This is a genomic window from Winogradskyella sediminis, assembly GCF_003387355.1.
Taxonomy (GTDB): domain Bacteria; phylum Bacteroidota; class Bacteroidia; order Flavobacteriales; family Flavobacteriaceae; genus Winogradskyella; species Winogradskyella sediminis.
On the sequence record NZ_QUNH01000002.1, the window covers coordinates 622,018 to 646,892 of the forward strand.

Annotated in this window: 23 protein-coding genes; 21 read left to right on the forward strand and 2 right to left on the reverse strand. The window is 32.7% G+C overall.

Annotated elements, in window-relative coordinates:
* Window positions 1-4 precede the first annotated feature (4 nt).
* The 13 genes from C8N41_RS10085 to C8N41_RS10145 all read left to right on the forward strand — a co-directional run bounded on the left by C8N41_RS10085 (window position 5) and on the right by C8N41_RS10145 (window position 13,247).
* On the forward strand, window positions 5-2,485 hold the full coding sequence (locus C8N41_RS10085) for a polysaccharide biosynthesis tyrosine autokinase (RefSeq protein ID WP_115839162.1): 2,481 nt from the start codon (window positions 5-7) through the stop codon (window positions 2,483-2,485).
* Between the two features lie 153 nt (window positions 2,486-2,638).
* Window positions 2,639-3,229, forward strand: a complete 591-nt coding sequence (locus C8N41_RS10090) for a sugar transferase (RefSeq protein ID WP_115839163.1) — start codon at window positions 2,639-2,641, stop codon at window positions 3,227-3,229.
* Window positions 3,226-4,521: a nucleotide sugar dehydrogenase gene (locus C8N41_RS10095; RefSeq protein ID WP_115839164.1), complete on the forward strand. Its 1,296-nt coding sequence runs from the start codon at window positions 3,226-3,228 to the stop codon at window positions 4,519-4,521. Before C8N41_RS10090 ends, C8N41_RS10095 begins: the two co-directional genes overlap by 4 nt.
* Window positions 4,521-5,495: an SDR family oxidoreductase gene (locus C8N41_RS10100; protein ID WP_115839165.1), complete on the forward strand. Its 975-nt coding sequence runs from the start codon at window positions 4,521-4,523 to the stop codon at window positions 5,493-5,495. The genes C8N41_RS10095 and C8N41_RS10100 overlap by 1 nt, the downstream gene beginning before the upstream one ends.
* A gap of 216 nt (window positions 5,496-5,711) precedes the next feature.
* Window positions 5,712-6,575, forward strand: a complete 864-nt coding sequence (locus tag C8N41_RS10105; protein ID WP_115839166.1) for an ABC transporter permease — start codon at window positions 5,712-5,714, stop codon at window positions 6,573-6,575.
* A gap of 61 nt (window positions 6,576-6,636) precedes the next feature.
* On the forward strand, window positions 6,637-7,884 hold the full coding sequence (locus C8N41_RS10110) for an ABC transporter ATP-binding protein (RefSeq protein WP_092447042.1): 1,248 nt from the start codon (window positions 6,637-6,639) through the stop codon (window positions 7,882-7,884).
* Window positions 7,878-8,720, forward strand: a complete 843-nt coding sequence (locus C8N41_RS10115) for a sulfotransferase domain-containing protein (RefSeq protein ID WP_115839167.1) — start codon at window positions 7,878-7,880, stop codon at window positions 8,718-8,720. The genes C8N41_RS10110 and C8N41_RS10115 overlap by 7 nt, the downstream gene beginning before the upstream one ends.
* Window positions 8,713-9,351 (forward strand): sulfotransferase, encoded by a 639-nt coding sequence (locus C8N41_RS10120; RefSeq protein WP_115839168.1) that lies wholly within the window; start codon window positions 8,713-8,715, stop codon window positions 9,349-9,351. The genes C8N41_RS10115 and C8N41_RS10120 overlap by 8 nt, the downstream gene beginning before the upstream one ends.
* Window positions 9,352-9,359: 8 nt before the next feature.
* Window positions 9,360-10,433, forward strand: a complete 1,074-nt coding sequence (locus C8N41_RS10125; protein ID WP_092447045.1) for a DegT/DnrJ/EryC1/StrS family aminotransferase — start codon at window positions 9,360-9,362, stop codon at window positions 10,431-10,433.
* On the forward strand, window positions 10,430-11,080 hold the full coding sequence (locus tag C8N41_RS10130) for an acetyltransferase (protein WP_092447046.1): 651 nt from the start codon (window positions 10,430-10,432) through the stop codon (window positions 11,078-11,080). Before C8N41_RS10125 ends, C8N41_RS10130 begins: the two co-directional genes overlap by 4 nt.
* The gene (locus C8N41_RS10135; protein WP_115839169.1) at window positions 11,077-11,985 is read left to right on the forward strand and encodes a glycosyltransferase; all 909 of its coding nucleotides are present in this window, start codon (window positions 11,077-11,079) and stop codon (window positions 11,983-11,985) included. Before C8N41_RS10130 ends, C8N41_RS10135 begins: the two co-directional genes overlap by 4 nt.
* A gap of 56 nt (window positions 11,986-12,041) precedes the next feature.
* Window positions 12,042-12,302, forward strand: coding sequence for a putative capsular polysaccharide synthesis family protein (locus C8N41_RS10140; RefSeq protein ID WP_317124579.1), 261 nt, complete (start codon window positions 12,042-12,044; stop codon window positions 12,300-12,302).
* 21 nt (window positions 12,303-12,323) lie between these two features.
* Window positions 12,324-13,247, forward strand: coding sequence for a glycosyltransferase family 2 protein (locus C8N41_RS10145; protein ID WP_249033265.1), 924 nt, complete (start codon window positions 12,324-12,326; stop codon window positions 13,245-13,247).
* A gap of 75 nt (window positions 13,248-13,322) precedes the next feature.
* On the opposite strand, the gene C8N41_RS10150 is transcribed toward C8N41_RS10145, so the two are convergent.
* The gene (locus tag C8N41_RS10150; RefSeq protein WP_115839535.1) at window positions 13,323-14,072 is read right to left on the reverse strand and encodes a hypothetical protein; all 750 of its coding nucleotides are present in this window, start codon (window positions 14,070-14,072) and stop codon (window positions 13,323-13,325) included.
* 782 nt (window positions 14,073-14,854) lie between these two features.
* Here C8N41_RS10150 and C8N41_RS10155 point away from each other — a divergent pair.
* Both C8N41_RS10155 and C8N41_RS10160 read left to right on the forward strand, forming a co-directional pair.
* Window positions 14,855-15,112: a hypothetical protein gene (locus tag C8N41_RS10155; RefSeq protein ID WP_115839172.1), complete on the forward strand. Its 258-nt coding sequence runs from the start codon at window positions 14,855-14,857 to the stop codon at window positions 15,110-15,112.
* 191 nt (window positions 15,113-15,303) lie between these two features.
* Window positions 15,304-16,251: a glycosyltransferase family 2 protein gene (locus C8N41_RS10160; protein ID WP_115839173.1), complete on the forward strand. Its 948-nt coding sequence runs from the start codon at window positions 15,304-15,306 to the stop codon at window positions 16,249-16,251.
* A 327-nt stretch (window positions 16,252-16,578) separates the two neighbouring features.
* On the opposite strand, the gene C8N41_RS10165 is transcribed toward C8N41_RS10160, so the two are convergent.
* A complete protein-coding gene (locus C8N41_RS10165) occupies window positions 16,579-17,424 on the reverse strand; it encodes a sulfotransferase family protein (protein WP_115839174.1) in 846 nt (281 codons plus the stop codon).
* Window positions 17,425-17,575: 151 nt separating this feature from the next.
* Between C8N41_RS10165 and C8N41_RS10170 the strand changes: the two genes are divergently transcribed.
* From C8N41_RS10170 to C8N41_RS10195, 6 genes are all read left to right on the forward strand, one after another.
* Window positions 17,576-18,517, forward strand: a complete 942-nt coding sequence (locus C8N41_RS10170; protein ID WP_115839175.1) for a glycosyltransferase family 2 protein — start codon at window positions 17,576-17,578, stop codon at window positions 18,515-18,517.
* Window positions 18,510-19,610, forward strand: coding sequence for a glycosyltransferase family 4 protein (locus C8N41_RS10175; RefSeq protein ID WP_115839176.1), 1,101 nt, complete (start codon window positions 18,510-18,512; stop codon window positions 19,608-19,610). The genes C8N41_RS10170 and C8N41_RS10175 overlap by 8 nt, the downstream gene beginning before the upstream one ends.
* A gap of 73 nt (window positions 19,611-19,683) precedes the next feature.
* Complete coding sequence (locus tag C8N41_RS10180; RefSeq protein WP_170137112.1) at window positions 19,684-20,688, forward strand: glycosyltransferase family A protein; 1,005 nt, start codon at window positions 19,684-19,686, stop codon at window positions 20,686-20,688.
* A gap of 110 nt (window positions 20,689-20,798) precedes the next feature.
* Window positions 20,799-21,995, forward strand: coding sequence for a glycosyltransferase family 4 protein (locus tag C8N41_RS10185; protein WP_170137113.1), 1,197 nt, complete (start codon window positions 20,799-20,801; stop codon window positions 21,993-21,995).
* A gap of 118 nt (window positions 21,996-22,113) precedes the next feature.
* Window positions 22,114-23,307, forward strand: coding sequence for a glycosyltransferase family 4 protein (locus tag C8N41_RS10190; protein WP_115839179.1), 1,194 nt, complete (start codon window positions 22,114-22,116; stop codon window positions 23,305-23,307).
* A gap of 121 nt (window positions 23,308-23,428) precedes the next feature.
* Window positions 23,429-24,829 carry an asparagine synthase-related protein gene (locus C8N41_RS10195; RefSeq protein WP_115839180.1) on the forward strand — a complete coding sequence of 467 codons (1,401 nt, stop codon included), beginning with the start codon at window positions 23,429-23,431 and terminating at the stop codon, window positions 24,827-24,829.
* Window positions 24,830-24,875 lie beyond the last annotated feature (46 nt).

The window sequence follows — 24,875 nt, forward strand, 5'->3', positions numbered from 1 at the left end:
ACTTATGACAGATTACGACGAAATAGAAGATCAAGATTCTCAAAGTATCAGTTTTGATTTTAGAGGTTATCTTTTTAAGGTTTTAAACCTATGGAAATTTGTGTTGATTAGCATTGGTGCTGCGATGTTAATCGCTTACTTTATTAATGTTAGAAAGCAAAATGTTTATCGTTTAGAATCTTTAATTTCCATCGAAAACGATCAGAACCCTTTTTTTACAGCGAATACAAGTATCTCTTTTAATTGGGGAGGAACATCTGGAAAAGTAGGCAAAATTATGACCGCTATTAAAACGCGTACTCATAATGAAATCGTAGTAGATTCACTTCAATATTATATGAATTACCTGGAAGAAGGTAAGTACAGGAAAATAGATATATATAAAAGTGCACCTTTTGAATTTATTATTGATAAATCTAAACCTCAGGTTCTTAATTACCCGGTTGGTATTCGGTTTTTAAGTGCTGATGAGTTTGAGATCTTTACAGAGTTTGAAGGCTCAATAGCTTCTGCACAAAGGTTTGGAGATAAATCTAAAACTAAGGTTGAAATGCCGAGCGGTGTTTTTTCTCAACGGTTTAAAAATAAAGATACTATTAGTTTGCCTTTTTTGAATGGGCAAATAGTTGTTAAACCTTCTCATAAGATTAAATCTGGAGCAGAATATTTTCTTCAGTTTAGTGATTTCGATGGGGTTGTAAATGGATTTAAATCTAAAGTAGAGATTACTCCAGTAGGGACTTCCGCAGGTTCAATTTTGAATTTACAGTTGATTGGTCATAATAAAGCTAAAATTGTCGATTTTCTAAATGCGACTTCTGAAATTTTGAGTAAAACCGAGTTGAAACGGAAAAACTTATATGCTACTAATACTATAAAATTTATTGATAGTAGTTTAGCTGCTGTAAACGTAAATCTCGATGATTATACGGATGAAATGAATTCCTTTAGAAGAGACAACAAAGTGTTTGATGTGAGTTCTGAAATTTCTCAAATATCAGAAGAGTTACGTCAATTTGAGCTAGAGAAGAGGAATGAAGACACTAAGCTAGAATATTTAAATAATCTTGAACTTTATCTAAATACGAAGACAAATTACACTAATATAGCTGCACCTACAAGTGTGGGTATCGAAGAAGGAAATGTGCTCAGCGGAGTTTCAAAGATTGTTGCATTGGCGGCAGAACGTCAAAATTTAGAGTACACCACGAAAGAGGGATCGGATCTTTTTAAAGAGTTGGATCGCCGTATTGATTCTGAGAAAAATGTATTGCTAGAAACTATAGACGCTACTAGAGAGACTATTGGAGTAAGAATAAGAACTTTGAATAATAATATTGCGACTTTAGAATCTAAATTGAGCGGATTGCCTGAAGATGAACAACAGTTTTTAAGGATTCAGCGAAAATTAGATCTCAGTCAGGAAGCTTATGATATTTACTTAGCGAAACGTAGTGAGGCTGCAATTGTCAAAGCAGCGAACATTTCAGATATCACTATTATAGATGAAGCGAAGGATATTGGAGGCGGACTAATAGGACCTAATAAAAGTCTTAATTATATGATGGCTTTAATGTTAGGCTTCTTTATACCTATGCTATTAATTTTTATCGTTTATCTATTAGACAATACTATTCATGGGTCTGATGAGATTGCTCGATTGTCTAAAATTCCGATATTAGGATTAGTTGGTAAATACCGTTATAAAAATAATTTAGTGGCGTTTGAAAAGCCTAAATCTGCCGTTGCAGAATCGTTTAGAGCTATACGGTCAAGTTTGCAATTTATATTTAAAAATAAGAAAACGGAAGCGGGTGGTGCAGATACTTTAATGATTACCTCTTCTGTAAGTGGTGAAGGAAAGACATTTACATCTATTAATATTGCGACTGTTTATGCACTTTCAGGTAAAAAGACCATATTATTAGGATTAGATTTACGTAAGCCAAAAATCTTTGATGATTTTAATATTACTAATGAGAAAGGTGTAGTTAATTATTTAATAGGGGATGATGAATTTGAGGATATCGTTACTCATACCCATATTGAGAATTTAGATATTATCCCTTCAGGACCTATTCCTCCTAACCCTTCTGAATTATTAATGAGTGGTAATTTAAAAGCATTAATTAATAAGCTAAAGCTAGAATACGATATCATTATTTTAGATACTCCTCCTTTAGGTTTAGTAACGGATGCATTAGAGCTTACACAGTATGCGGATGCTACTATTTTTATGGTTCGCTTAGATTATACCAAGAAAGGTATGCTTCAATTGGTAAACGCTAAGCAACGTACGGGTGAGCTGAAAAATGTTAATTATGTCCTTAATTTTTACAGGCATAAAAACAATAGTAATTATGGGTATGGCTACGGTTATGGTTACGGTTATGGCTACGGCTATGGCGTCTATGGTAATGCTTATCACGAAAAAGATAATCAGTCTATATTTAAGAAAATTAAAGCTTTTTTAAGAAGGTTTTAATTTTAGCTATTAGACTTTGCTTATTAGCTGTTAAGTGGGTGGGCTTGGTTGTGAGTGTTTTAACTTAAATTATAATACTAAAAACGTAATCAATTTCTTTTTTCAGTCATGGATTGCGCCATTAGATTTAAGGTGTTTTTTAACTACATATGAATGATAAGTAAAAGTCAGCTTCGTTTTAAACGTATATTTGATGTTGTTCTGGTTGTGCTATGCTTACCTTTACTCTTTATTCCTATTTTATTATTAGTCCTTATTGCTACAATAGATACCAAAACCTGGGGCATCTATTCTCAACTTCGGGTTGGACAATATGGAAAACTTTTTAAGATATATAAAATTAGAACTTTAGCTGATGGTGAACACCAATTAGGAGGACTGATTAATCATGCCACTTGCATTGGTCGTTTTTTAAGACGTAGTAAGTTAAATGAGTTACCGCAATTATATAATGTCTTTATTGGTGATATGAGTCTTGTAGGTCCGAGGCCTGATCTGCCTGGTTTTGCAGATACATTAAATGGAAAGAATCGTATAATTTTAATGGTTAAGCCAGGGATTACAGGACCAGCCTCCATAAAATATAGGGATGAAGAAGCGCTTTTGGCACAACAAAAAGATCCTGAGCATTATAATAGAGCGATTATTTGGGTAGATAAAGTAAAAATCAATAAAAAGTATGTTGAAAATTACAGTTTTTACTTAGATTTGACACTGATTTTAAAATCCTTAATACATAAATGAATCATTCAGAAGATAAAATCGCCATTATTGGCTTAGGATATGTTGGTTTGCCTCTCGCCGTGGAATTTGCAAAACAATATTTTGTTGTTGGTTTTGATATCAACAAGCAGCGCATCAGTGAATTAAATAAAGGTGATGATAGAACCTTAGAGGTTGAAAATGATCATTTGCAATCTGTTTTAACTACAGATTTGAATGCTAGTAAAGGTTTATATATTACAGATGATTTAGAGGCTTTGGCTGTGACCAATTATTATATTATAACGGTACCAACACCTACCGATGCGTTAAATAAGCCTGTATTTACACCGTTGATAAAGGCTAGTGAAACTGTAGGTAAAGTATTGTCTAAAAACGATATCGTTGTTTATGAATCTACTGTTTACCCAGGTGCTACAGAGGATATATGCATTCCAGTATTAGAACAAACGTCAGGATTGGTTTATAATACCGATTTTTTTGCAGGCTATTCTCCAGAACGCATCAACCCAGGTGATAAGCTACATACGGTGACAAAAATATTAAAAGTTACTTCTGGTTCTACACCAGAAATAGCCGTTAAAGTAGATGAACTTTATAAAAAAGTAATTACGGCAGGGACCCATATGGCTCCGTCGATAAAGGTAGCGGAAGCAGCTAAAGTTATTGAAAATTCTCAACGCGATATCAATATTGCTTTTGTCAACGAGTTGTCAAAGATATTCAGGCTTTTAGATATCGATACCAAGGCTGTATTAGAAGCCGCAGGAACCAAATGGAATTTCTTAAAGTTTTCTCCAGGTTTAGTAGGAGGGCACTGTATAGGAGTTGACCCTTATTATTTAGCTCAAAAAGCTATTGAATCTGGTTACGATCCAGAAATTATATTAGCAGGTCGTAAAATGAATGACAGTATGGGGAGTTATGTTGCTACCGAAACTGTGAAGATGATGATTAGAAAAGGTGCTACAATAAAAGGTTCTAAAGCCCTTGTTTTAGGAATTACTTTCAAAGAAAACTGTCCAGATATTAGAAACTCTAGGGTTATTGATATTATTGAGGAATTAGAGACCTATCATGTTAATGTAGATGTTTATGATCCTTGGGCTTCAAAAGAAGAAGTTAAACATGAATATGGCTTCGATTTAATCACAAATTTTGATGATTTAGATGCTGATTATGATGCTGTTATTTTAGCGGTATCACACCAAGAGTTCTTAAAGTTAGATATTAGTCAATTAAAATCACAAACAGGTGTTGTATTCGATGTTAAGTCGTTACTTCCAATAGATACCGTAGACGCGAGATTATAATGTATTCAAACCCACACCATACCACCGATTTATCGTCATTAAGTTTTTTAATCACAGGAGGAGGAGGCTTTATAGGTTCTAACCTCGTGGAGTATTTGTTAAAGTACAACGCAAAAAAAGTTAGAGTCTTAGATAATTTTTCTAATGGACATCGTGAAAACTTAACGGAATTTATGAATCATCCTGCCTTTGAATTAATAGAAGGTGATATTCGTGATTTAGACACTTGTAAGCAAGCGATGGAAGGTATGGATTATGTCTCTCACCAAGCGGCTTTGGGCTCAGTACCGCGTTCCATTAACGATCCAGCAACGACAAACGAAGTTAATATTTCTGGGTTTTTAAATATGATGATTGCCTTGAAAGATAGTTCAACCGTAAAACGTATGGTATACGCTGCTTCAAGTTCTACGTATGGAGATAGCAAAGCCTTACCAAAAGTAGAAGATACCATAGGAAAACCTTTATCGCCTTATGCTGTTACTAAATACGTCAATGAATTATATGCTGATGTTTTTGGAACTACTTATGATACCGATGTTATTGGTTTGAGATATTTTAATGTTTTTGGGCCTAAGCAAAGTCCAGATGGTGCTTATGCCGCTGTGATTCCTTTATTTATGCAAGCATTGAAGGATCAAAAATCGCCCAAAATTAATGGTGATGGTGAGCAAACTCGAGATTTTACGTTTATAGATAATGTAGTGCAAGCCAATGTTAAAGGTTTTTTTGCATCTAAGGAGGCTAAAAATGAAGTTTTCAATGTGGCCTGTGGAGAACGTATCACTATAAATTATTTATGGGAATCCTTGCGCATTGCTGCTGATTCTGAATTAAAAGCAGCATACGGTCCAACGAGGCAAGGTGATGTAAGAGACTCCTTAGCTAATATTTCTAAAGCAGAAAACTTGTTGGGTTACAAACCACAATATACGGTACGCGAGGGATTGAAAATTACCTGGGATAACTTCTAAGTGCATGTTTATACAGTTTTTATCCCCTGAATTCTTATATAATGAATTGCCTTCATTTAGCAATAATCTTAAAAGAAAAGTGACTTTAATTACGTGTAATTAAGGTTCACTAATTTAATTTCATTTTACATCAAAAGTTAATGTTATTATTCTTTTGAGCGTCTTTCAGTTTGTTATTGTTATTAGTATATTAGCCGTTTAAAAATACAAGGGACATTGAGTAAAAAGGATGATGATATATGGTTATATACCATATCTTCTAAACGTAAATTAATAGATTTTAATTTCAAAGAAATTTGGAGATATCGGGATTTACTAATATTGTTTGTAAAACGAGATGTTGTTACCGTATATAAGCAAACCGTTTTAGGGCCACTATGGTATCTTATACAGCCCTTATTTACTGCACTTACTTTTACACTTATTTTTAATAAGGTTGCTAATATTGAAACAGGTACTGTACCTCCCTTTTTATTTAATTTAGCAGGCGTTACTATTTGGAATTATTTTAGTACTTGTTTGAGTTCAACCAGTGACACCTTTAAGAGCAATGCTGCCATTTTCGGAAAAGTCTACTTTCCACGCATTATTGTTCCTTTATCTATTATACTGTCTAATTTGATGAAATTCGGGATTCAGCTATTGATATTCATTGCTTTTTGTATTTATTATTATCTTAACGGTGCTGAAATTAACATTAAAAGTAGTATTCTGTTTTTTCCTTTCATAGTACTATTAATGGGCTTATTAGGCTTAGGCCTGGGCATGATTATTTCTAGTTTAGTGACTAAATATCGTGACTTAAAATTCCTAGTTAGTTTTGGTATACAGTTATTAATGTATGTGTCTGCAGTCATGTATCCGTTAGCTTTAATGCGAGAGAAATTACCAGCTATTGCTTGGGTGGTTGAGTATAACCCCCTGGCATATGTTATTGAAACTGCACGGTATATGTTGTTAGGTACAGGTGATTTTAGCTGGTTTGGTATTTTGTATACGGTTATAGTAACATTGGTGATATTAATGTTGGGAATTGTTATTTTTAATAGAACGGAGAAGACGTTTATTGATACGGTTTAAAGATTAGATACTAGGTTAGGTATAGAATTAAAGACTAAAGAAAAGAGAATATAGAACATTCATGGTAATATTAAAAGCCGAAAATATTAGTAAACAATACCGTCTAGGATTAGTGGGTACTGGGACTATCAGTCACGATCTAAACCGTTGGTGGGCTGGTATTAGAGGGAAAGAAGATCCATATTTAAAAGTTGGTGCTGTCAATGATCGTAGTACTAAAGCTGATAGTGATTATGTTTGGGCTTTACAGGATATAAATTTTGAAGTACAACAAGGAGAAGTCCTTGGTATTATTGGTAAAAATGGTGCTGGGAAAAGCACACTATTAAAAATATTATCTCGTGTTACCATACCTACAACTGGTGAGATAAAAACTAAGGGTCGTATTGCGTCTTTGTTAGAAGTGGGTACAGGGTTTCATCCTGAGTTAACTGGTAAAGAAAATATTTATTTGAATGGGGCTATTTTGGGTATGACCAAAGCCGAAATCAAAGCCAAAGAAACCGAGATTATAGAATTTTCTGGTTGTGAACGTTATGTAGATACCCCAGTAAAACGCTATTCTTCTGGTATGCGAGTCCGTTTGGCTTTTGCTGTAGCCGCTTTTTTAGAGCCTGATATTTTGGTGATTGACGAGGTTCTAGCGGTTGGTGATGCAGAGTTTCAGAAAAAGGCCATAGGTAAGATGCAGGATATTTCTAAAGGAGATGGCAGAACAGTTTTGTTTGTGAGCCATAATATGGCAGCTGTAAAGAGCTTGTGTACACGGGCCATTGTCTTGGAACATGGCACTACTGTTTTTGAAGGAGAAACTGATGAAGCTGTCGATTTTTATTTAAAGGAAAGAAAAATCTCAGACAAAATTGATTACAGTAGATTATCTTCTTCAAATATAGAAATTAAGTCTATTAATGTTTTTGCAAAAAGCAAGAGTGTGGGTCAACCAATTTACATGGATGATGATGTTATAGTTAAGGTAGATTTTTTTAAAAAAAGCAATGATAATATTGGTTTAAATATTAGAATAAAAGATGACTCAGAAAATTTTCTTTTTACTCATGGTAGTTTAAATGATATAGATAATAGTAAAGATATTGGAGAGTTATCTTATTTAATAGAAATACCTAAACATATACTTAATCAAGGAGAGTTTTTATTGGATTTTGGATGTGTCATCGGTAAATCTTTTCACTTTATTGAAGAAAATATACTTTCATTTGTTATTTACCCTGAGAATAAGGAACTTGGAAGTTATATGGGTAAATCTAAAGGTGTTTTCAAATTAAAGTTAAATTGGGAAAAATGTTAACATTTGGCAGGCTAAAACCTAAATTTATGATTTTGGGTGTTCAGAAAGGTGGTACAACATCTTTACATGAATATCTAATACAGCATCCATGTATATTAGGTCCTAAAAAGAAGGAGTTGCATTTTTTTGATTCTTTTCAGCCTTTAAATATAGACGATTATCATAAAAACTTTCCGTTTAAATTAGTTACTAATAAAATTACTTTTGAATCAACACCGCGTTATATATATTATCCTAACGTAGCAAAAAAAATTTATGACTACAATCCTAATATGAAATTTATTGTAGTATTGAGAGATCCTGTGAAAAGAGCATATTCTGCTTGGAATATGTATAAGCAAATGGGCGAGAGTGAAAGAATGATAAATTTTTTCAAAAAAAATGAAAAAAAGTCTCCAAAAGAAATATTTTTCTCATTATTATACAGAAAAGAGACATTTCCGAGTTTTTTAGAAATGGCTAATTATGAGTTAGATAATGAATTAAACATTGATTTTATTGAGCCTTCTATTATAAGAAGAGGTTATTACAAAAAGCAAATAGACACATATTTAGAGTACTTTAATCTTGAAAATTTTTTGTTTATTGATTCTTCAAGTTTAAAAAATGATACCTTGGAAGTGTTGAATACAATAGCTACATTTTTAAATATTTCAAACTTTAAAAGTTTAGATTTAGATTTAGAGATGAAGCATCAAAGAGTGTATTCGGAGCCGTTGAATGTTAAGATATACGATGAGTTGTTACTGCATTTTCAAAACAAAAATAAAGGGTTAGAAGAATTGGTAAATCTTAAATTTGAATGGATGCGCAATAAAGTGAGTAGAAATGTTTAGAAAGAATAGAGAGAAAATATTTTGTATAGGCTTCAATAAAACTGGAACGACAACAATTGAAAAAGTTCTTAGAGATTTTAATATGAAGTTAGGGGATCAAGCTGAGGCAGAAAGGTTAATGCCACAATGGTGTGAACGTGACTTTAATTCTATTGTAAATTACGCAAAAAGTGCAACTGCTTTTCAAGATATTCCTTTTTCGTTACCTTATACATTTATAGCATTGGATCAAAATTTTCCAAATGCAAAATTTATACTTACTGTTAGAGATAACGATGATCAATGGTATAATTCAATCGTTAAATTTCATACTAAGCTATGGTCGGTTGGTGATAATCCGCCAACGGTTCATGAACTTAAAAATGCCACATATCGCTATAAAGGCTTAGCTTACGACTATATTAAACACGTTTTTAATACACCTGATGATGATATGTATAATAAAACATTACTTATTAAAAAGTACACGGCTCATAATGATTTTGCTATAGATTATTTTAGGGTAAAATCAGATAAGCTTATTGTTATTAATGCATCAAAGAAAAAAGACTATTTTAGATTGTGTAACTTTTTGAAAAAGGAACCTTTATATGATGATTTTCCTTGGGAAAACAAAACAGCTGAAATATAAAAGAATTAATGATAAACGTCACCAAAACATTTTTACCGGCACAAGACGAGTACCAAGCCATTTTAAAAAAAGCATGGGGTACGGGTTGGATGACTAATAGAGGGGTTTTGGTAAAGGAGTTGGAAACAAAATTACAATCCTATTTAGACACTCCAAATATTATTGCTATGACTAATGGGACTTTGCCTTTACAAATAGCAATAAAGGCATTAGGGCTACACGGTGAAATTATAACGACACCTTTTAGTTATGTCGCGACAACTAGTAGTATCGTTTGGGAAGGTTGCACTCCTGTATTTATAGATATAAATCCAAAGTATTTAACTATTGATGAAACTAAGATTGAAGCGGCAATTACATCTAAAACGACAGCCATTTTAGCAACTCATGTTTTTGGTAATCCTTGTAATGTTGAAGCTATAGCAAAAATAGCAGAACACTATAATTTAAAAGTTATATATGACGCTGCCCATTGTTTTGGGGTCACTTATAAAGGACAATCTCTTTTTAATTATGGGGATGTCAGCACCTGTAGTTTTCATGCTACTAAGTTGTTTCATACTGGAGAAGGAGGTGCTCTGTTTTGTAAACCACAGTATTTTGAAGCCATGTATTCTCATCATAATTTTGGTCATGATGGGCCAGAAGCTTTTCAAAGTTTAGGGATTAATGCTAAAATGAGTGAGCCACAGGCGGCTATGGGTTTGGCAATATTGCCCTATATGACAAAAATTATAAAAGAACGCAAGCAAATAGTTCATGCTTATAATCAAGCCTTTGGGACAACAAGGTTGAAATCGCTAAAAATTAGAGTCCAAACCAATTGGAACTATAGCTACTATCCTGTGATTTTTGAAAATGAGAGTCAGTTGTTACATGTAAAAGAAGCATTAGAATCTCATTCTATTTATCCAAGACGTTATTTTTATCCCTCTTTGAATACACTTCCATATATTAAGCCATGTAGCTTAGCTGTTTCGGAATCTATAGCTTCTACAGTTTTATGCTTGCCTTTATTTGCTGGTTTAGCAACTGAGAATTTAAACCAAATTATTAATATCGTGAAAGAAAAGTTACTATGATCATAGTCGGAGCTAAAGGTTTTGCTAAAGAGCTATTGCAAATTGTATCTATAGATATGGGCTTGCTAGATGATGATATTGTATTTTTTGATAATATAAGTAGTGATTTGCCTTCAAAACTATATAATAGATTTCGGATATTAACTTCTTTTAAAGAGGTCGAAATCTATTTGTTAAAATCAGAAGATAAATCTTTTGTTTTGGGGTTGGGAAATCCATTATTAAGGAAAAAATTATTTAAACAATTTATGCAATTAGGAGCACAACCAATTTCAATTATTTCGAAAAATGCCGAAATTGGTAATTTTGAGGTTAATATAAAAGTTGGGGCTACTATTCTGTCAGGTGTAAAAATATCTAATTCTGTGAATATAGGTATAGGTTGCTTAATTTACTATAATTCAATTATTACACATGATTGTATTATCGGAGACTTTGTAGAAATATCGCCTAATGTAAACATACTTGGTAGAAGTAATATTGGGGATAATTCATCTTTAGGTGCATCTTCTGTAATTTTACCAGATATTACCATTGGTAATAATGTAATAGTTGGTGCTGGTACTGTTGTTCTTAACGATGTCCCAAATAATAGTACGACAGTAGGTGTGCCAGGTAGAATTATTTCAAAAGAGAATAAAATATGATGGTTTCGATATGCATGATTACTTATGGTCATGAAAGATATATTTTACAAGCAATAACAAGTATATTAAACCAAAAATGTAATTTTGAATTTGAAATAATACTTTCAAATGATTGTTCGCCAGATAACACCGATTCAATAGTTTTCGATTTTATCAAAGAAGAAAATCTATCAAATAAGATTAAATATTTTAGTCATAAGCAAAATTTAGGTATTACACCCAATTTTGTTTTTGCGCTTCAGAAATGCAAAGCTAAATACATAGCAATTTGTGAAGGCGATGATTATTGGACAGATCCTTTAAAATTACAAAAGCAAGTAGATTTTTTAGAACAAAATAACAATTTTTCAGGAGTGGCTACTAATTCGCTAGTAAAGTATGAAGGTTCCACCAAAGAGCATTTGTTTAGGAAAAAACTTAAGTCTAATCTACAAACGAATGACTTGCTAGAATCAAGACATTTTCATACTGCAACGTTTCTATTTAGAAAAACAGCGTTTAGAAATGATTTCCCAAAGCAAGTATTATCAGCAGATAGAACCTTGTTTTTATTAGTGTCTTGTTTTGGTTCTATTAAGTTATTAGATGATGTTACTGCCGTGTATAGAAAAAATGACGGTGGTATTTCTCGACAGGTTACGTCTGAGCAAATGATATTAGACTATAATATTGCTAAATATATTAAAACGTATAATACAGATTTTAACATTTATAGATTAAAAAGTTTTATTTCTAAAACGGTAGTAGACTATTCTCATAAAATATATCTCATTGATTTTTTGAGGGCTTCTAGTTATTTAGTTTATTATAATTTTATGATGAAGAACGGTTTTCGAAACAAAATAAGCTCAATAAAGTCTAGTTTTAAGTTTCTATTAAAAAAAATGAATAAAGTTAGATTTTAAATGAAATTAAAATACAGAATTAAGCTTCGATTACTTGTTTTTTTTAATCATTTTATATTTTTGATAAATTTATGAATCAAAGGCTTTTAGTGATTAAAATGGAGCGAATTTCTAAAAGTTTCAGTGTAGCAATAGTTTATCTTTTTGGACAAAAAATAGAGTTGAGTAGAGCTAATGAGGCTAGTTCAAAAACTATTAATAAAGTATATGTAGATTTTAAAAATAACATAAAGCTGCCAAAGGAATATGTGAGTAAATTATATAATTCTGATTATATAAACCATTTCTATACAGAGATAAATAGATTAAAAAATTAATGGCTTAAAAATTAAAAAACCTTGATTTATATTGTAATTGTAACCTACAACGGCATGCAATGGCTAGAAAAGTGTTTAAAAAGTTGCACTAACTATCCTGTAATTGTAATAGATAATGCCTCAACAGATGGTACCGTTTCTTTTATTGAAACGAATTTTCCTAATGTGGTCTTATTTAAACAAACTAAAAACTTAGGCTTTGGTCAAGCAAATAATTTAGGTATTCGTTATGCTTTAGACCAAGGAGCGGAGCATGTGTTTTTACTAAATCAAGATGCTTATTTGATGGATTCTGTTTTGGATGATTTGGTAGATTTTCAAAAAGAGTTACCTGAATATGGCGTATTAAGTCCTATACATATTACAGGAGATCAGAAAAAACTAGATAAAAACTTTTCTAACTTTATGCTCAAAGAATATACAGGTCAGTTTTATTCTGATTTTGTACTTGGCAATACTTTAGCGGAAGTATACGCTGTGCCTTTTGTAAACGCAGCAGCGTGGTTAATTTCTAGAAAATGTTTAGAAACCGTAGGAGGTTTTGATCCTTTGTTTTTTCATTATGGAGAAGATGATAATTATTGTCAACGTGTGCTATATCATGGTTTTAAAATAGGGGTACTTCCTAAACCTTATATTATCCATGACCGCGGGAATAGGAAAATAGAAAAACCAGAAGTGTTTAGTGATGCCTATTATAAAAATAAAGAAAAGTCATATAAGGTTAAGTTAGGTGACATTAACCATGATAACGTTATAAACAGTCATTTAAGAAAACTTAAACGTCGAGTTTTAAAACTTCAATTACAATTGAAATTTACAAGATCTGTAGCCTTTAAAAAGGAGTTGAGTATTTTACAACATTTAGCCCCTAAAATTGAAGAGAGTAGAAGGGTTAATAAAACGCAAGGACTTCACTATATATATGAAATACAAGAAGAGTAACACTTCATTGAATTTTTAAGTAAAACTAAAACGGACGCCAGAAGCGTCCGCTTTTTTAATTCACAGATTACACTGTTATAAAACTTCCAAGATTTGCAAGGCATTGAATGTTCCGTTTTTAAGCGGATATTGCAAATTGTTGATCTCTTGGAAGAAGGCTACTTTTAGCAAGTAAAAGTTTTGACCTGTTCCTGTTGCAGGAGTTGCAGGAGTCAAAGTTACTGTGGCAGTCGTACCATTTATAGCTAAGTTTTCTATATTACTGATTTGCATATCTGCTTCTTGCATTGCAAAATCTAAATTAAGAAAACCAGCCGTAAATTCCACGTGTGTGGCACCCTCAGGTACCGCTAATTGCTGGATTGGCATAAAGTTGTTAATAATGACTTCGCCTGTAGCTGTATCTAAACTATATTCAGAACGTAATACTTCGGAAAGGGGAGCTTTTCTATTGAAATTAAATCCTTTAAGTGGTATTTTTCCTTCTGGAGTTAGTATGCCTGTTGCTACATTTCGTTGGCCTCTTGCTGAGGTTAGGTCGAAATTTTTAACTTGGGTCATTACCTGTGTCACTCGCGAGGCTAGTTTATTGTCTTTAGCATTAGCGACGAGGTCTATTATTGCGCGTCTCAGTATTTTACCACTCGTTGCACAAGACCCAAATTCGCTGTTGTTTTCTCGCGTTCTCTCAAATGCCGGATCGGATTTTAGTCGTGCTTTATCTAAGCTCGATTTGGATCTGATTCCGTATCCGTCTTCTGTTTTGTAAAAGTTCACATCATCAATGGATCCTCTTACTTTGAATAGGCTTTTATATTTTGCCATAATCTTAAAATTTATGTAGACCATTTACAGTTTTAAGGTCTACTTGTTAGACTTAAATTTTATGTACAACAGCTTTTCTAAAAGGTGCACTTAAGCATGAGCTCCTGCTTAAAAATTTCTAATTGAATTAACTGTGGTTACATTTATATGGCTAAATTAAAATGGATTTTAGAGTGCCGTTTTTGTTTCGGTTGATTTAGGGTATTCTTATATAAATTAAGTTATAATTTTTATTAAATGTTGTTAATCAGTTTTTTGTGTTTTATTGATGCTATTTTGTAGTTGTCGTGTTTTTTTATGTATTTAGTGGTTATTTGCCCTTATTGTATATTTTAATGTGTTTTAGATGTCGAAGTTAGGTAGGGAGTTAGTACGGAGTATGTACGGAGTTAGTACGAAGTATCTTTGAGGTTAGATAAGTGGGAAAAGAGTGTTGAGGATAGAGGATAGACTTTAGCTTGTTGAATTTGGATTTTTAATATCGTTATTTGCTTTACACTACCATTTTGTAATATTGAGCAGCACTAAACTGTAAGGCGTGAGGTTTATTTGTAAACATTTTACCGATATTTTCGTTGCGTTGTTATGGGATTTTTCGGCGCTTTATAGGGGGATTTACAAATTTTTGAATCACTATTTATGTTAATAAGTTTGTTTTAAAAAGTTAAGAATTTCAATTAATTTGCAATCAGAGAACTGATTATCAAAATATTAAAAATGAAAAAATATGGAAACTAACATTAAGAAGTTACGAAAGAGACGAATTAATAGTTTAACAACAAATGAAACAACTATGTATATATCCTAAGGAAGTCGCAACCATTACAGGCAAGTCCCAAACTACTGCACAGACATTGGTACGCACTATAAAAGATGCGCTTGAGAAAGAGAAGCATCAGGTTTTAACTATACGTGAGTTTTGTGATTATATGGGTATACCCTTTGAAGATGTTTTTAATATGATTAATAATATAAAAACACAGGAAGATCGGCAAGCTTCGTTACTATCTAGTAACGACTTTAGACAAGAAAGTGCTTAAGTTCTTTGTGGTTATGCTGACCACTTCTCTTCCATATGATTGATAACTGAGCAATTGATTTTCTTATCCTTATTAACAAGGTCTAATGTATTTGACTTTTTTTTAAAATAACGTCTATTAACCTCTCTCTTTTACTTTTTTAGACTTGGTTTTCAACTGACTTTGTATCTTAGTGGCGTAATTTTTTTACTATGCCAAAACAACCACTTATTTCTATTATCATACCCACATTCAATCGGGCTCATATAATCGGAGAAACATTAGATTCCATAATAGAGCAAACCTACCCAAATTGGGAATGTATTGTTGTAGATGATGGAAGTACGGACCATACCGACCAACTATTGGCTAACTATTGCAAGCAAGATTCTAGAATTCAATACCACCATAGACCTAAAAATCGACTAAAAGGAGGGAATACCTGTCGGAATTATGGATATGAATTAAGTAAAGGGGAATTAATAAATTGGTTTGATAGTGATGATTTATATCTGCCTGATGCACTTAAAACCATTAGCTCTGCTTTTGAAACTGGCACCGATGTTGTTATAAGTCCGATGGCTCGATTTGACGGAGAGACCAAGCACTATTTAGGAGTGAATACGATAGAGAAAGCACCTTTAATTCCTGCTTACTTAGTAGGAGAGGTTGCTTTTTATACTGATGGTCCTACCTGGAAACGTCGTTTTTTAGCGCAGCAAGACTTATTATTTGATGAAGGTTTACCCATAATACAGGATTGGGATTTTAATTTGCGTATGTTATATCAAAATCCAAATATTACGTTTCTAAAAAAAGCTCAAATAAACTATCGCGTTCATAATCAGTCGTTACAAAAGCAATTATCTAAGTTAGATTTGATGTTAATTGCTGAAGATTTTAAAACAAGATTTAAGCATTTAGACTTGTTGGCACAGCATTACCCAGAGGGTGTGCCTGTTTTAAAACAGTTTATTTTAGAGCGCCGTAAACATTTTGTGAAATTAGCCTACATGCGACAGGATGACTCTAGGTTTGTATTGGCAAAGGACTTAGTTGATAGTCAGAAAGTGCGTAGAGATTATATAGGTGTTATTAAAACGTTTTTGGGTATGTGGTCTTATAAATGCTTTGGAAGAGGGTATTGGTTTTTTAGATAGTTTTTAGAGGATAGGTTTTTATCATTTTGAAAACTGTGAGAAGTTTCATAGTATTTGTATAGTTATAAGATTCCTCGTCGCTATGCTCTGTCGGAATGACAAAAGGGGGCTTTTTGATAGAACTTTGTTTTCCTGGGTTACACAAAGTCACTCGAAGTGACGTGCTTCTCGATACAACTTTGTTTCTCTAGGCTACACAAAGTCACTCGAAGTGACGTTTGTTTATGGAAATTTTGTTGTTATTTTGGTAATGGTATTAAGGGATTCCTTGTGCTAGTTCTGTCAGAATGACAACAGTGTGTTTTATTAGAGTTTCTTATATTTTTATTATAATGTATTTTCAATAGATTGTTGTAAATAAGGACCAGCTAGTGCCATGTCTCTTTCTGTTACCGTTTGTCTTTTTTTGCTTTTTCTTTGTATGCCTTCGGTTAGATTATTTGTAACTTCTTCTGAGTGCTCGAGGTTTAAGAAGGAAAAGATACTTTCAATTTCTATCTTAGGATTTTCTAAGAAGGATTGATAAGATAAGCTATAATATTTATCCTTTGATAGATGTTTAAAAAAGGTTTCTGAATACTCAAGAGAATACCTCCATTCTAATAAACCTTTCTCATAATTAGATAAAGAACTGGTGTCAATTTCTAATGGAGCCGCTAATTGATTAATTAAATTCCATTTTACACTGTTTTTACCAAACCAAGAACCGTAATCTGCTTTTTTTTCAATAGACTTTGCAACCTCTATGCCGTTCCTTTGCAAGTAAATATATTTAGCATCGGGAAACGCATTATTAATGAATTCTAATCTAAAATTATTGATTGGTAGTTTTTCTAAAAGAATGTCACCTTTATTTATAACTTGTTCCTTAAAAAACAAATGTTTGAGTCGTTTAGTTTGCTTTGGTTTTATATCTGTTTTTGTTGTAATTAATTTAGGGGAAACTGTTTTATTAGACCAAATATTAAACTCAGGATATGCTTTGTGCCATAAATCTCGTCGTTCATTTAAGTAGGTTATAGATTGATGCTTGCCTATAGTTGTTCCTAAAATAGTGGTTCCAGAACGACCACACCCAATTAAAAACACGGGTTGTAGGGATTTTCCTTTTTTTAAAGTGATGAACTTATAGTGATTTATAATTTTTTTTGCAAAATGTTTAATGGCCTTCATTAAAAAAAATAGTGTCTTAAAAATACATGGTTAACATCGAGTAGCGAAAATAACAATTTTAATTGTCTTGAAACTAAAACCTATAGTTTTCAACTTCCAACTACCAACAAAATTACTATCTTAGCCCATAGCTATTAAAACCTTTGTTTTTATGACCAAATCACCTTTGGTATCTATCATTATTCCTACCTATAATCGTGCCCATTTAATTAGTGAGACTTTAGATTCTGTGTTGGCACAGACCTACCAGAACTGGGAGTGTATTGTGGTGGATGATGGGAGTACGGATGGCACAGATCAACTTATGGCTAGTTATTGTGCGAAAGATTCACGGTTTCATTATCATCATAGACCAGACGATCGCTTGCCGGGAGGGAATGCGGCTCGTAATTATGGGTTTGAGGTGAGTAAAGGGGAGTATGTTCAGTGGTTTGATAGTGATGATTTGATGGTTTCTAATAGGATTAATAGTTACATAGAAGCATTTAATAAAAACAATGTAGATTTTGTAATTAGTAAGAGTAAATTTTTTAATTATAGAAATGATAATAAAAGTTATTCGTTTAAAAATTCAGAAATTTCTTTTTTAAGTTTTTCTATAGGTAATGTAAGTTGGATAACAAATGATTTTATTGTTAGTAAAAGGGTTGTCAAAAAAATTAAATTTAACGAATCATTAAAAGCTGGTCAAGAATATAATTTTATTTGTAAGTTGTTGTTAATTTCAGAAAAATCATTTTTTATTAATGAATTTCTAACTTTAAGGAGATATCACAACGAGTCAATTCAAGGTGAGAGGAATTTAAATAAATTTCATAATTTGAATATGAGGTTTTATGCATATTGGTCTAATTACTTAGATATAAAAGATTTGGCTAAGATGAGTTGCTTTGATAAATTTGCGCTCCAAACTTGTTCAAGTGCATTTTTGATGTCTAAAAATAAAATAAAATTACCTCGACATTTTTATACCGAAATTGTAAAAGTATTTGGTTATAATAGTTTCTTTTTATTTTTAGCGATTATTTCTAATAAATTTTTTAATAAATATCATAAGCCTTATCTCATTTTTAAAAAAAGAGTACATGATTAAAATATTTCAGGTTTTAGATGAATACCCAGTGTTTTACCAGCCATACATTCCGCCAATTTTGGATGCTCTTAAAACAGACAAAAATATAGATTCGAAAATAGTTGCTTTTAAGCAATTAAAAGGAGACAAAGCAGACGTAGTAATACCAAAACATAAGTGGAGATCTAAAAAAGAATTTTTTTCTAACTTATTTAGATCTAAATCTTTCAATTATTTAGAAAATCTTTCACTAAAAAAAAAAGTAGATATTGTTCATTTACAACATTCTTTTTTGTTTCCTAAGATTATTAATCTATTGCGATTACCACAATCTGAACGTCCTAAAATAGTTATAACGCTGAGAGGTGGAGAGTCTTACGTTAAGCCTTGGGTTTATAAAAAGTGGCAAGAGTTTTATAGCCGATATGCAGATAAAATTGATGCATTTATTGTAATGAGTCAACATCAAAAGAGTTATTTAACAAAATGGGACGTACCACAAGATAAGATTCATGTAATACCTATTTCATTACGATTAAAAACAAGAAGTATTCCAAAACATTCTAACCTTGATTCATTAGAATTGATTTCTGTATTTCGTTTATGTTGGGAAAAAAATATTGATGGGCATTTGCGAATTATAAAAAAATTAAAAGATAGAGGTTTTAAAGTCAGATATAATATTTATGGGGACGGTCCTGAGCGAGGAAAATTATTATATTTAATCGATGCCATGGATTTAAGTGATTGTGTGTTTTATAAAGGGGAATTACAACACAAAGATTTGATGAAAGTGATGAAAAAGGCAGATGTAATTTTACAATTAAGTTTGTCTGAGTCTTTAGGTATGTCTGTTATAGAAGCTCAGTCTTTAGGTGTACCTGCAGTGGTTTCTAATAGTGGAGGTTTGCAGGAAGTAATTAAGAGCGGTAAAACAGGATATTGCGTATCTGTTCAAAAAGAAGAGGAAATCGTAGAAGGTATTTTGAATATTTGGGAAGACAAAAAAATGTATTATGAGTTTTCTAGAGATGCGATAAAATATGCGAATGATTGTTTTGCACCAGACCTTGAAGTAGAAAGACTAAAATCATTATACAGAAATTTAAAATAGACAGCTATTTTGTTGAATTAATACACTAAAATATTAATATTGCAACATGTAATCAGAAAAATCAATGCAGAAAATGGAGAAGCATTTGGTATCAGTAATCATACCAACTTATAATAATCCTAAACAGCTAAAAAGAGCTGTAATGTCTGTATTTAATCAAAAATATAAAAAGTTAGAGATTATTATTATTGATGACGGTTCTTCTGTAGATTATTCTTCAGTAATAGCAGAATTAGAAACGATTACAGCTTTTCCTCTTTACTATTTTAAAAAAGAAAATGAGGGGCCAGGCTTGGCTAGACAGTTTGGTTTAAATCGTGCATCTGGTGTCTTTTTTCAATATCTTGATTCAGATGATGAGTTGCTTTCTCATAAAATTGAAAATCAAGTAAAAATTTTAGAAAAAAGAAAAGAAGTAGTAATGGTATATGGTTTAACGATGGTTAATCATAATGAAAATCACATTCATAGAGCTAAAAATAAAAAAAAAGAAAATGATAATTTAATGATTAGTGTACTTGAAGTGCGTAAGTGGCATACTTCTTCTTGTTTGTGGAGATATGATAAACATAAATCTTGTTGGAGTAACCTTTTTAATGGTGAAGATGTTTTGCATGATTTTACTATAGCATTACAAGAAAATCAGGATGTAGTTTTTGTACCAGATATTGTTTTAAATATTAACATTGAAAACGAAGCTAATAGATTATCAAATGCTGGTGCAGATATTACGAAAAGGAAAAGACTAATTGAAAATGGATTAAGTCTTAATTTTTCAATGTACAATATTTTAAAAGAAAAAAAATTAATTAAAGAAAAATTGATAGCGGAACCATTGGCTGAACGATTTTATCATGCTGCAATGAAGACGTCAATATATGGGGATAAGAAGAATAGTCTAAAATTAATTAAAATGACTTATAAAATATCATTCTCTAAAATAAAAAAAATGGAGTGCTTTGTTCTTTATTGTATAGTGATATCTCCAATAAAGAATAAAAGAAAAGTGTTTCAATTAGTTTATAAGCTTAGAAGACGTTTTTTAAGTTCTGACTTACATCAGTTTAGGTTCGTGTAGTTAATTGAGTTAATTGTTTTTTTTTATAAAAGTGTTTATTGTTGTCTCTTAAATTGAATCAAAGTTTAATTGGATTTTTATAAATAACTCTAAATAGAATTAAGATTATATTGAAACCACCACATAAAATAGCCATTTACACAGGTCTTATTCCGAATACGACCTTTATAGAAACGCTCATTGCTGGAGTGGCTAAAGAGCATAACGTCTTACTTTTTGGTACGGTTAAAAAAAAGACACGTTATGCTTCTAAGCGTATTACAATTATAGATACGCCCACGTCGTTATACAGAAACATACCTTTAACACTTTGGCGCGCTCTAAAATTAGGAATAAAGCACCCAAAGCGGTTATCATTAGCTGTAAAAGAAGCGAAAACCTATCCTACAACGTATATCAAATGGCTTCGGTTTTCACGATTTGTTCCTGTATTATTGTGTGCGCCAGATATCTTTCATTTGCAATGGACGAGCCGTGTAGATCGTTGGTTGTTTTTAAAATCGGCTTATCCTTGTCATATTATAGTGAGTTTGTTAGGCTCTCAAGCAGCTATTTTACCTTATATTAATCCCGAGGTATTTAGCAGGTACCAACGTTGCCTTCCTAAAGTAGATGCTATACATGCTATATCTGAACATTTAGGGAGTCAGGCTACAAATTTTAATGTTCGTTCTGAGCGTGTTCATGTGATTCCGACCAATATACCAGAAGTAGCTTTCTCTTATTATAAACCTTTTGAAGAACGAGATGCTCAACCGTTTCAGTTGGTGTCTGTAGGGCGGCACCATTGGGTAAAAGGGTATCGTTATGGTATACAAGCGGTACAGCAGCTTGTTCAGTCTGGTATAAACGTTCATTACACTATTATTGCTTCAGGAAGCATACCCGAAGCTCTCTTATTTCAGGTCAACCAATTAGGATTACAAGATTATATAACTTTCAAACCCGGTTTACCTCAAACCACATTATTTGAGCACTTGCAAACGTATGATGCTTTGTTATTGCCAAGTTTAAGTGAAGGTATTGCCAATGTGGTCCTGGAAGCCATGGCTATTGGTGTCCCTGTAATTTCTACAAATTGTGGAGGTATGGCAGAAGTGGTGATTCCTGATAAAACGGGTTGGTTGGTCCCTGTTAGAGATGCTAAAGCCTTAGCTGATGCTGTGATTAATTGCATGGAAGTTACCGAGGAAGATAAGCGTCTTATGGTACAGCAAGCTTTCGATTTTGTAAACAATCGTTATCATGAAAAGCATAGTATAGCCCAGATGTTGCGGCTTTATGAGGAATTAGGTAATAGGTATTAGGGATTGGGGATTAGGTAATAGGGATTAGGTGTTGGGTGTTTGGGGATTGGTTTCTGAGTTCTAATGTTTATAACTTACCTTTGTCCGCGTTAGTGTTATTTGAACCAATTACTAAACTATGGGTAACCGACTTAAAATAGCTGTTTTTTCAGGAACCATACCGAGTACCACCTTTATAGAGCATTTAATTAAAGGCGTGTCTCAAACTCATGAGGTGTACTTATTTGGGGTTCAAACTAATCCTGTGGCGTATGAATCTGATCGTATTGCAGTCTATAACACTCCAAAATCTCATATAAAGAATGCCGTTGTCAGTAGTTATAGACTAATGCAATTGGTTATTAAATCGCCAAAAGATGCGGTGAAATTATATCGACATACCTCTCAATTTAATAAACGCTATGATCGCTGGATTCGGTTTACAAAACTGTTGCCAATGGTCTTATATAAGCCTGATGTATTGCATGTTCAGTGGGCTAAAGATATCGCGTTCTACAAGGTGTTACAAGATTTATTTGGAGTTCCGATTGTCGTGAGTTTGCGTGGTGCTCATATTAATTATACGCCTATAGTCGATTTGCAAATTGCAACAATTTATAAACAGGAATTCCCCAAAATAATAGCCTTCCACGCCGTTTCTAAGGCTATTGGAGAAGAGGCTAAGCGATATGGTGCTTCAGCTGGTGCAATTCAAATTATTCATTCTCCTATTCCGTCTTTCTTTTTTGAGCATTATAAGCCCTGCATAACGGTACAAGACAAAACTATACGATTGGTTTCTGTTGGGCGTTTTCATTGGAAGAAAAATTATGAATCCGCGTTACATACCATAGCCATTTTAAAGCATAAAGGCTATCGTATTCACTATACTATTATAGGACCAGACGAGTTTACAGAAGCGCTATTATTTCAATGCCATCAGCTCAATTTAGTTGAAGACGTTACTTTGGTTGGATCGATGTCCCAATCGGAATTAATTCCGTTTTTACAGCAATTTCACGGCATGTTGCTACCAAGTGTAGAAGAAGGTATTGCTAATGTTGTATTAGAAGCTATGGCGATTGGCTTACCTGTTGTGTCTACAGATTGCGGTGGGATGGCAGAAGTGGTAATTCCTAAAGAGACGGGTTGGTTGGTGCCCGTTAGAGATGCAGAAGCGATGGCTGACGCTGTGATAGATTTAAGTATAACTTCCAAATTAGAATTGCATACGATAACAAAACGTGCCCACCAGTTTGTAAAGCGGGAGTTTAATGCTGAGGATAGCATTTCTAAATTTATGAGAATGTATGAAGGGGTTGTTGGTGGTTGAAACTGAACTCGAAGTTGAAGTTGAACTCGAAATTGAATAAAAACCTTCCTGCTTTTTATTTTTTTGATGAAATCAAATTACCCTTCCTTTGAAATTATTATATTCGTCGTGCTATTAGACTATGAAAACAATCACCACACCAATAATTCCTATTGTACCCACATATGCTAAGGTAAACGCACCACATGAATTGCATTTAGAGGCTATTTGTGTTTTTGCAGCGATTGGTTTTTTTTTAGATACAGATACCTATTGGAAAGATGAGGTTGTGTTGCGACCTGGATGTCAACATACCATTTCAGATGATGGTTATCTCTTGGAAAGTATTCCTTGGTTCGAATGGCATTATACACCCGATAAAACCCGTGATTTCGACGCGACTTTACAAGACTTTACAACACTGTTCGAATCTATTATAGAAGAACAAACGGTTGGAAAAAAAGTGATTTTACCTTTGTCTGGTGGTTTAGATAGCAGAACACAAGCCGCAGCGTTACAACATTTAAAAGCATCGGTGACTAGTTATAGTTACGATTTTCAAGGAGGCTATAAAGAAACTGAAATTGCAAAATCTATTGCTGAAGTTTGTGATTTCGACTTTACAGCCTATACCATTCCTAAAGGTTATTTATGGGATGTGTTAGAGGATTTAGCGACATTGAATCGTTGTGAATCTGATTTTACGGCACCACGACAAATGGCCATAGTTGACGAGTTTGAGACTATGGGTGAGGTGTTTTCATTAGGGCATTGGGGAGATGTGTTGTTTGATGATATGGGAGTTAGAGACGATTTGCCATTGAAAGATCAGGTTAAGGTGCTTCAAAAAAAACTGATTAAAAAAGGAGGTAGAGCATTAGCGAACCAACTTTGGAGTTATTGGAATTTAGCAGGAGATTTTGACGCTTATTTTGAAACGCGCATTACTTCACTACTTTCTGCTATAAAAATTCCTAATAATGCTAATGCACGTATTCGTGCTTTTAAAAGTATGTATTGGGCACCACGTTGGACCTCTGTAAATTTAGCCGTGTTTGCTAGTAAACATCCTGTAACTTTACCATATTACGATAAACGTATGTGCGAATTTATATGTACGGTTCCTGAAAGCTTTTTGGCCAAACGTCAGTTGCAAATTGGGTATATAAAAAAGCGCGCTCCTAAGCTTGCAAAAATTACTTGGCAAGAGCAAAGGCCATTTAATCTTTATACCTATCCAAAAAATAAAACACCTTATAATTTGCCTTATCGTACGATTAATAAATTGGAAAGAGTTTTTCAGGAAGTTTTAGGAAAGAAGTATATAGAACGCAATTGGGAATTGCAATTTTTAGGAGATGATAATCAAAAGAAATTAGAAGCGTATGTATATAACACTGAATTTAATTCTTGGATTTCTAAGTCTATAGTAGATCAGTGTTACAACGCTTTTAAAAGTGGTTATACTGTCGAGAAATCTCATGCCATGAATATGTTTTTAGTTTTTGCCGTACATCAACACTTAAACAAGAGGCATGCATAAATTGAGACTTATTTTTTCAAAACGATTCTTTTTCATCCTCTATAAA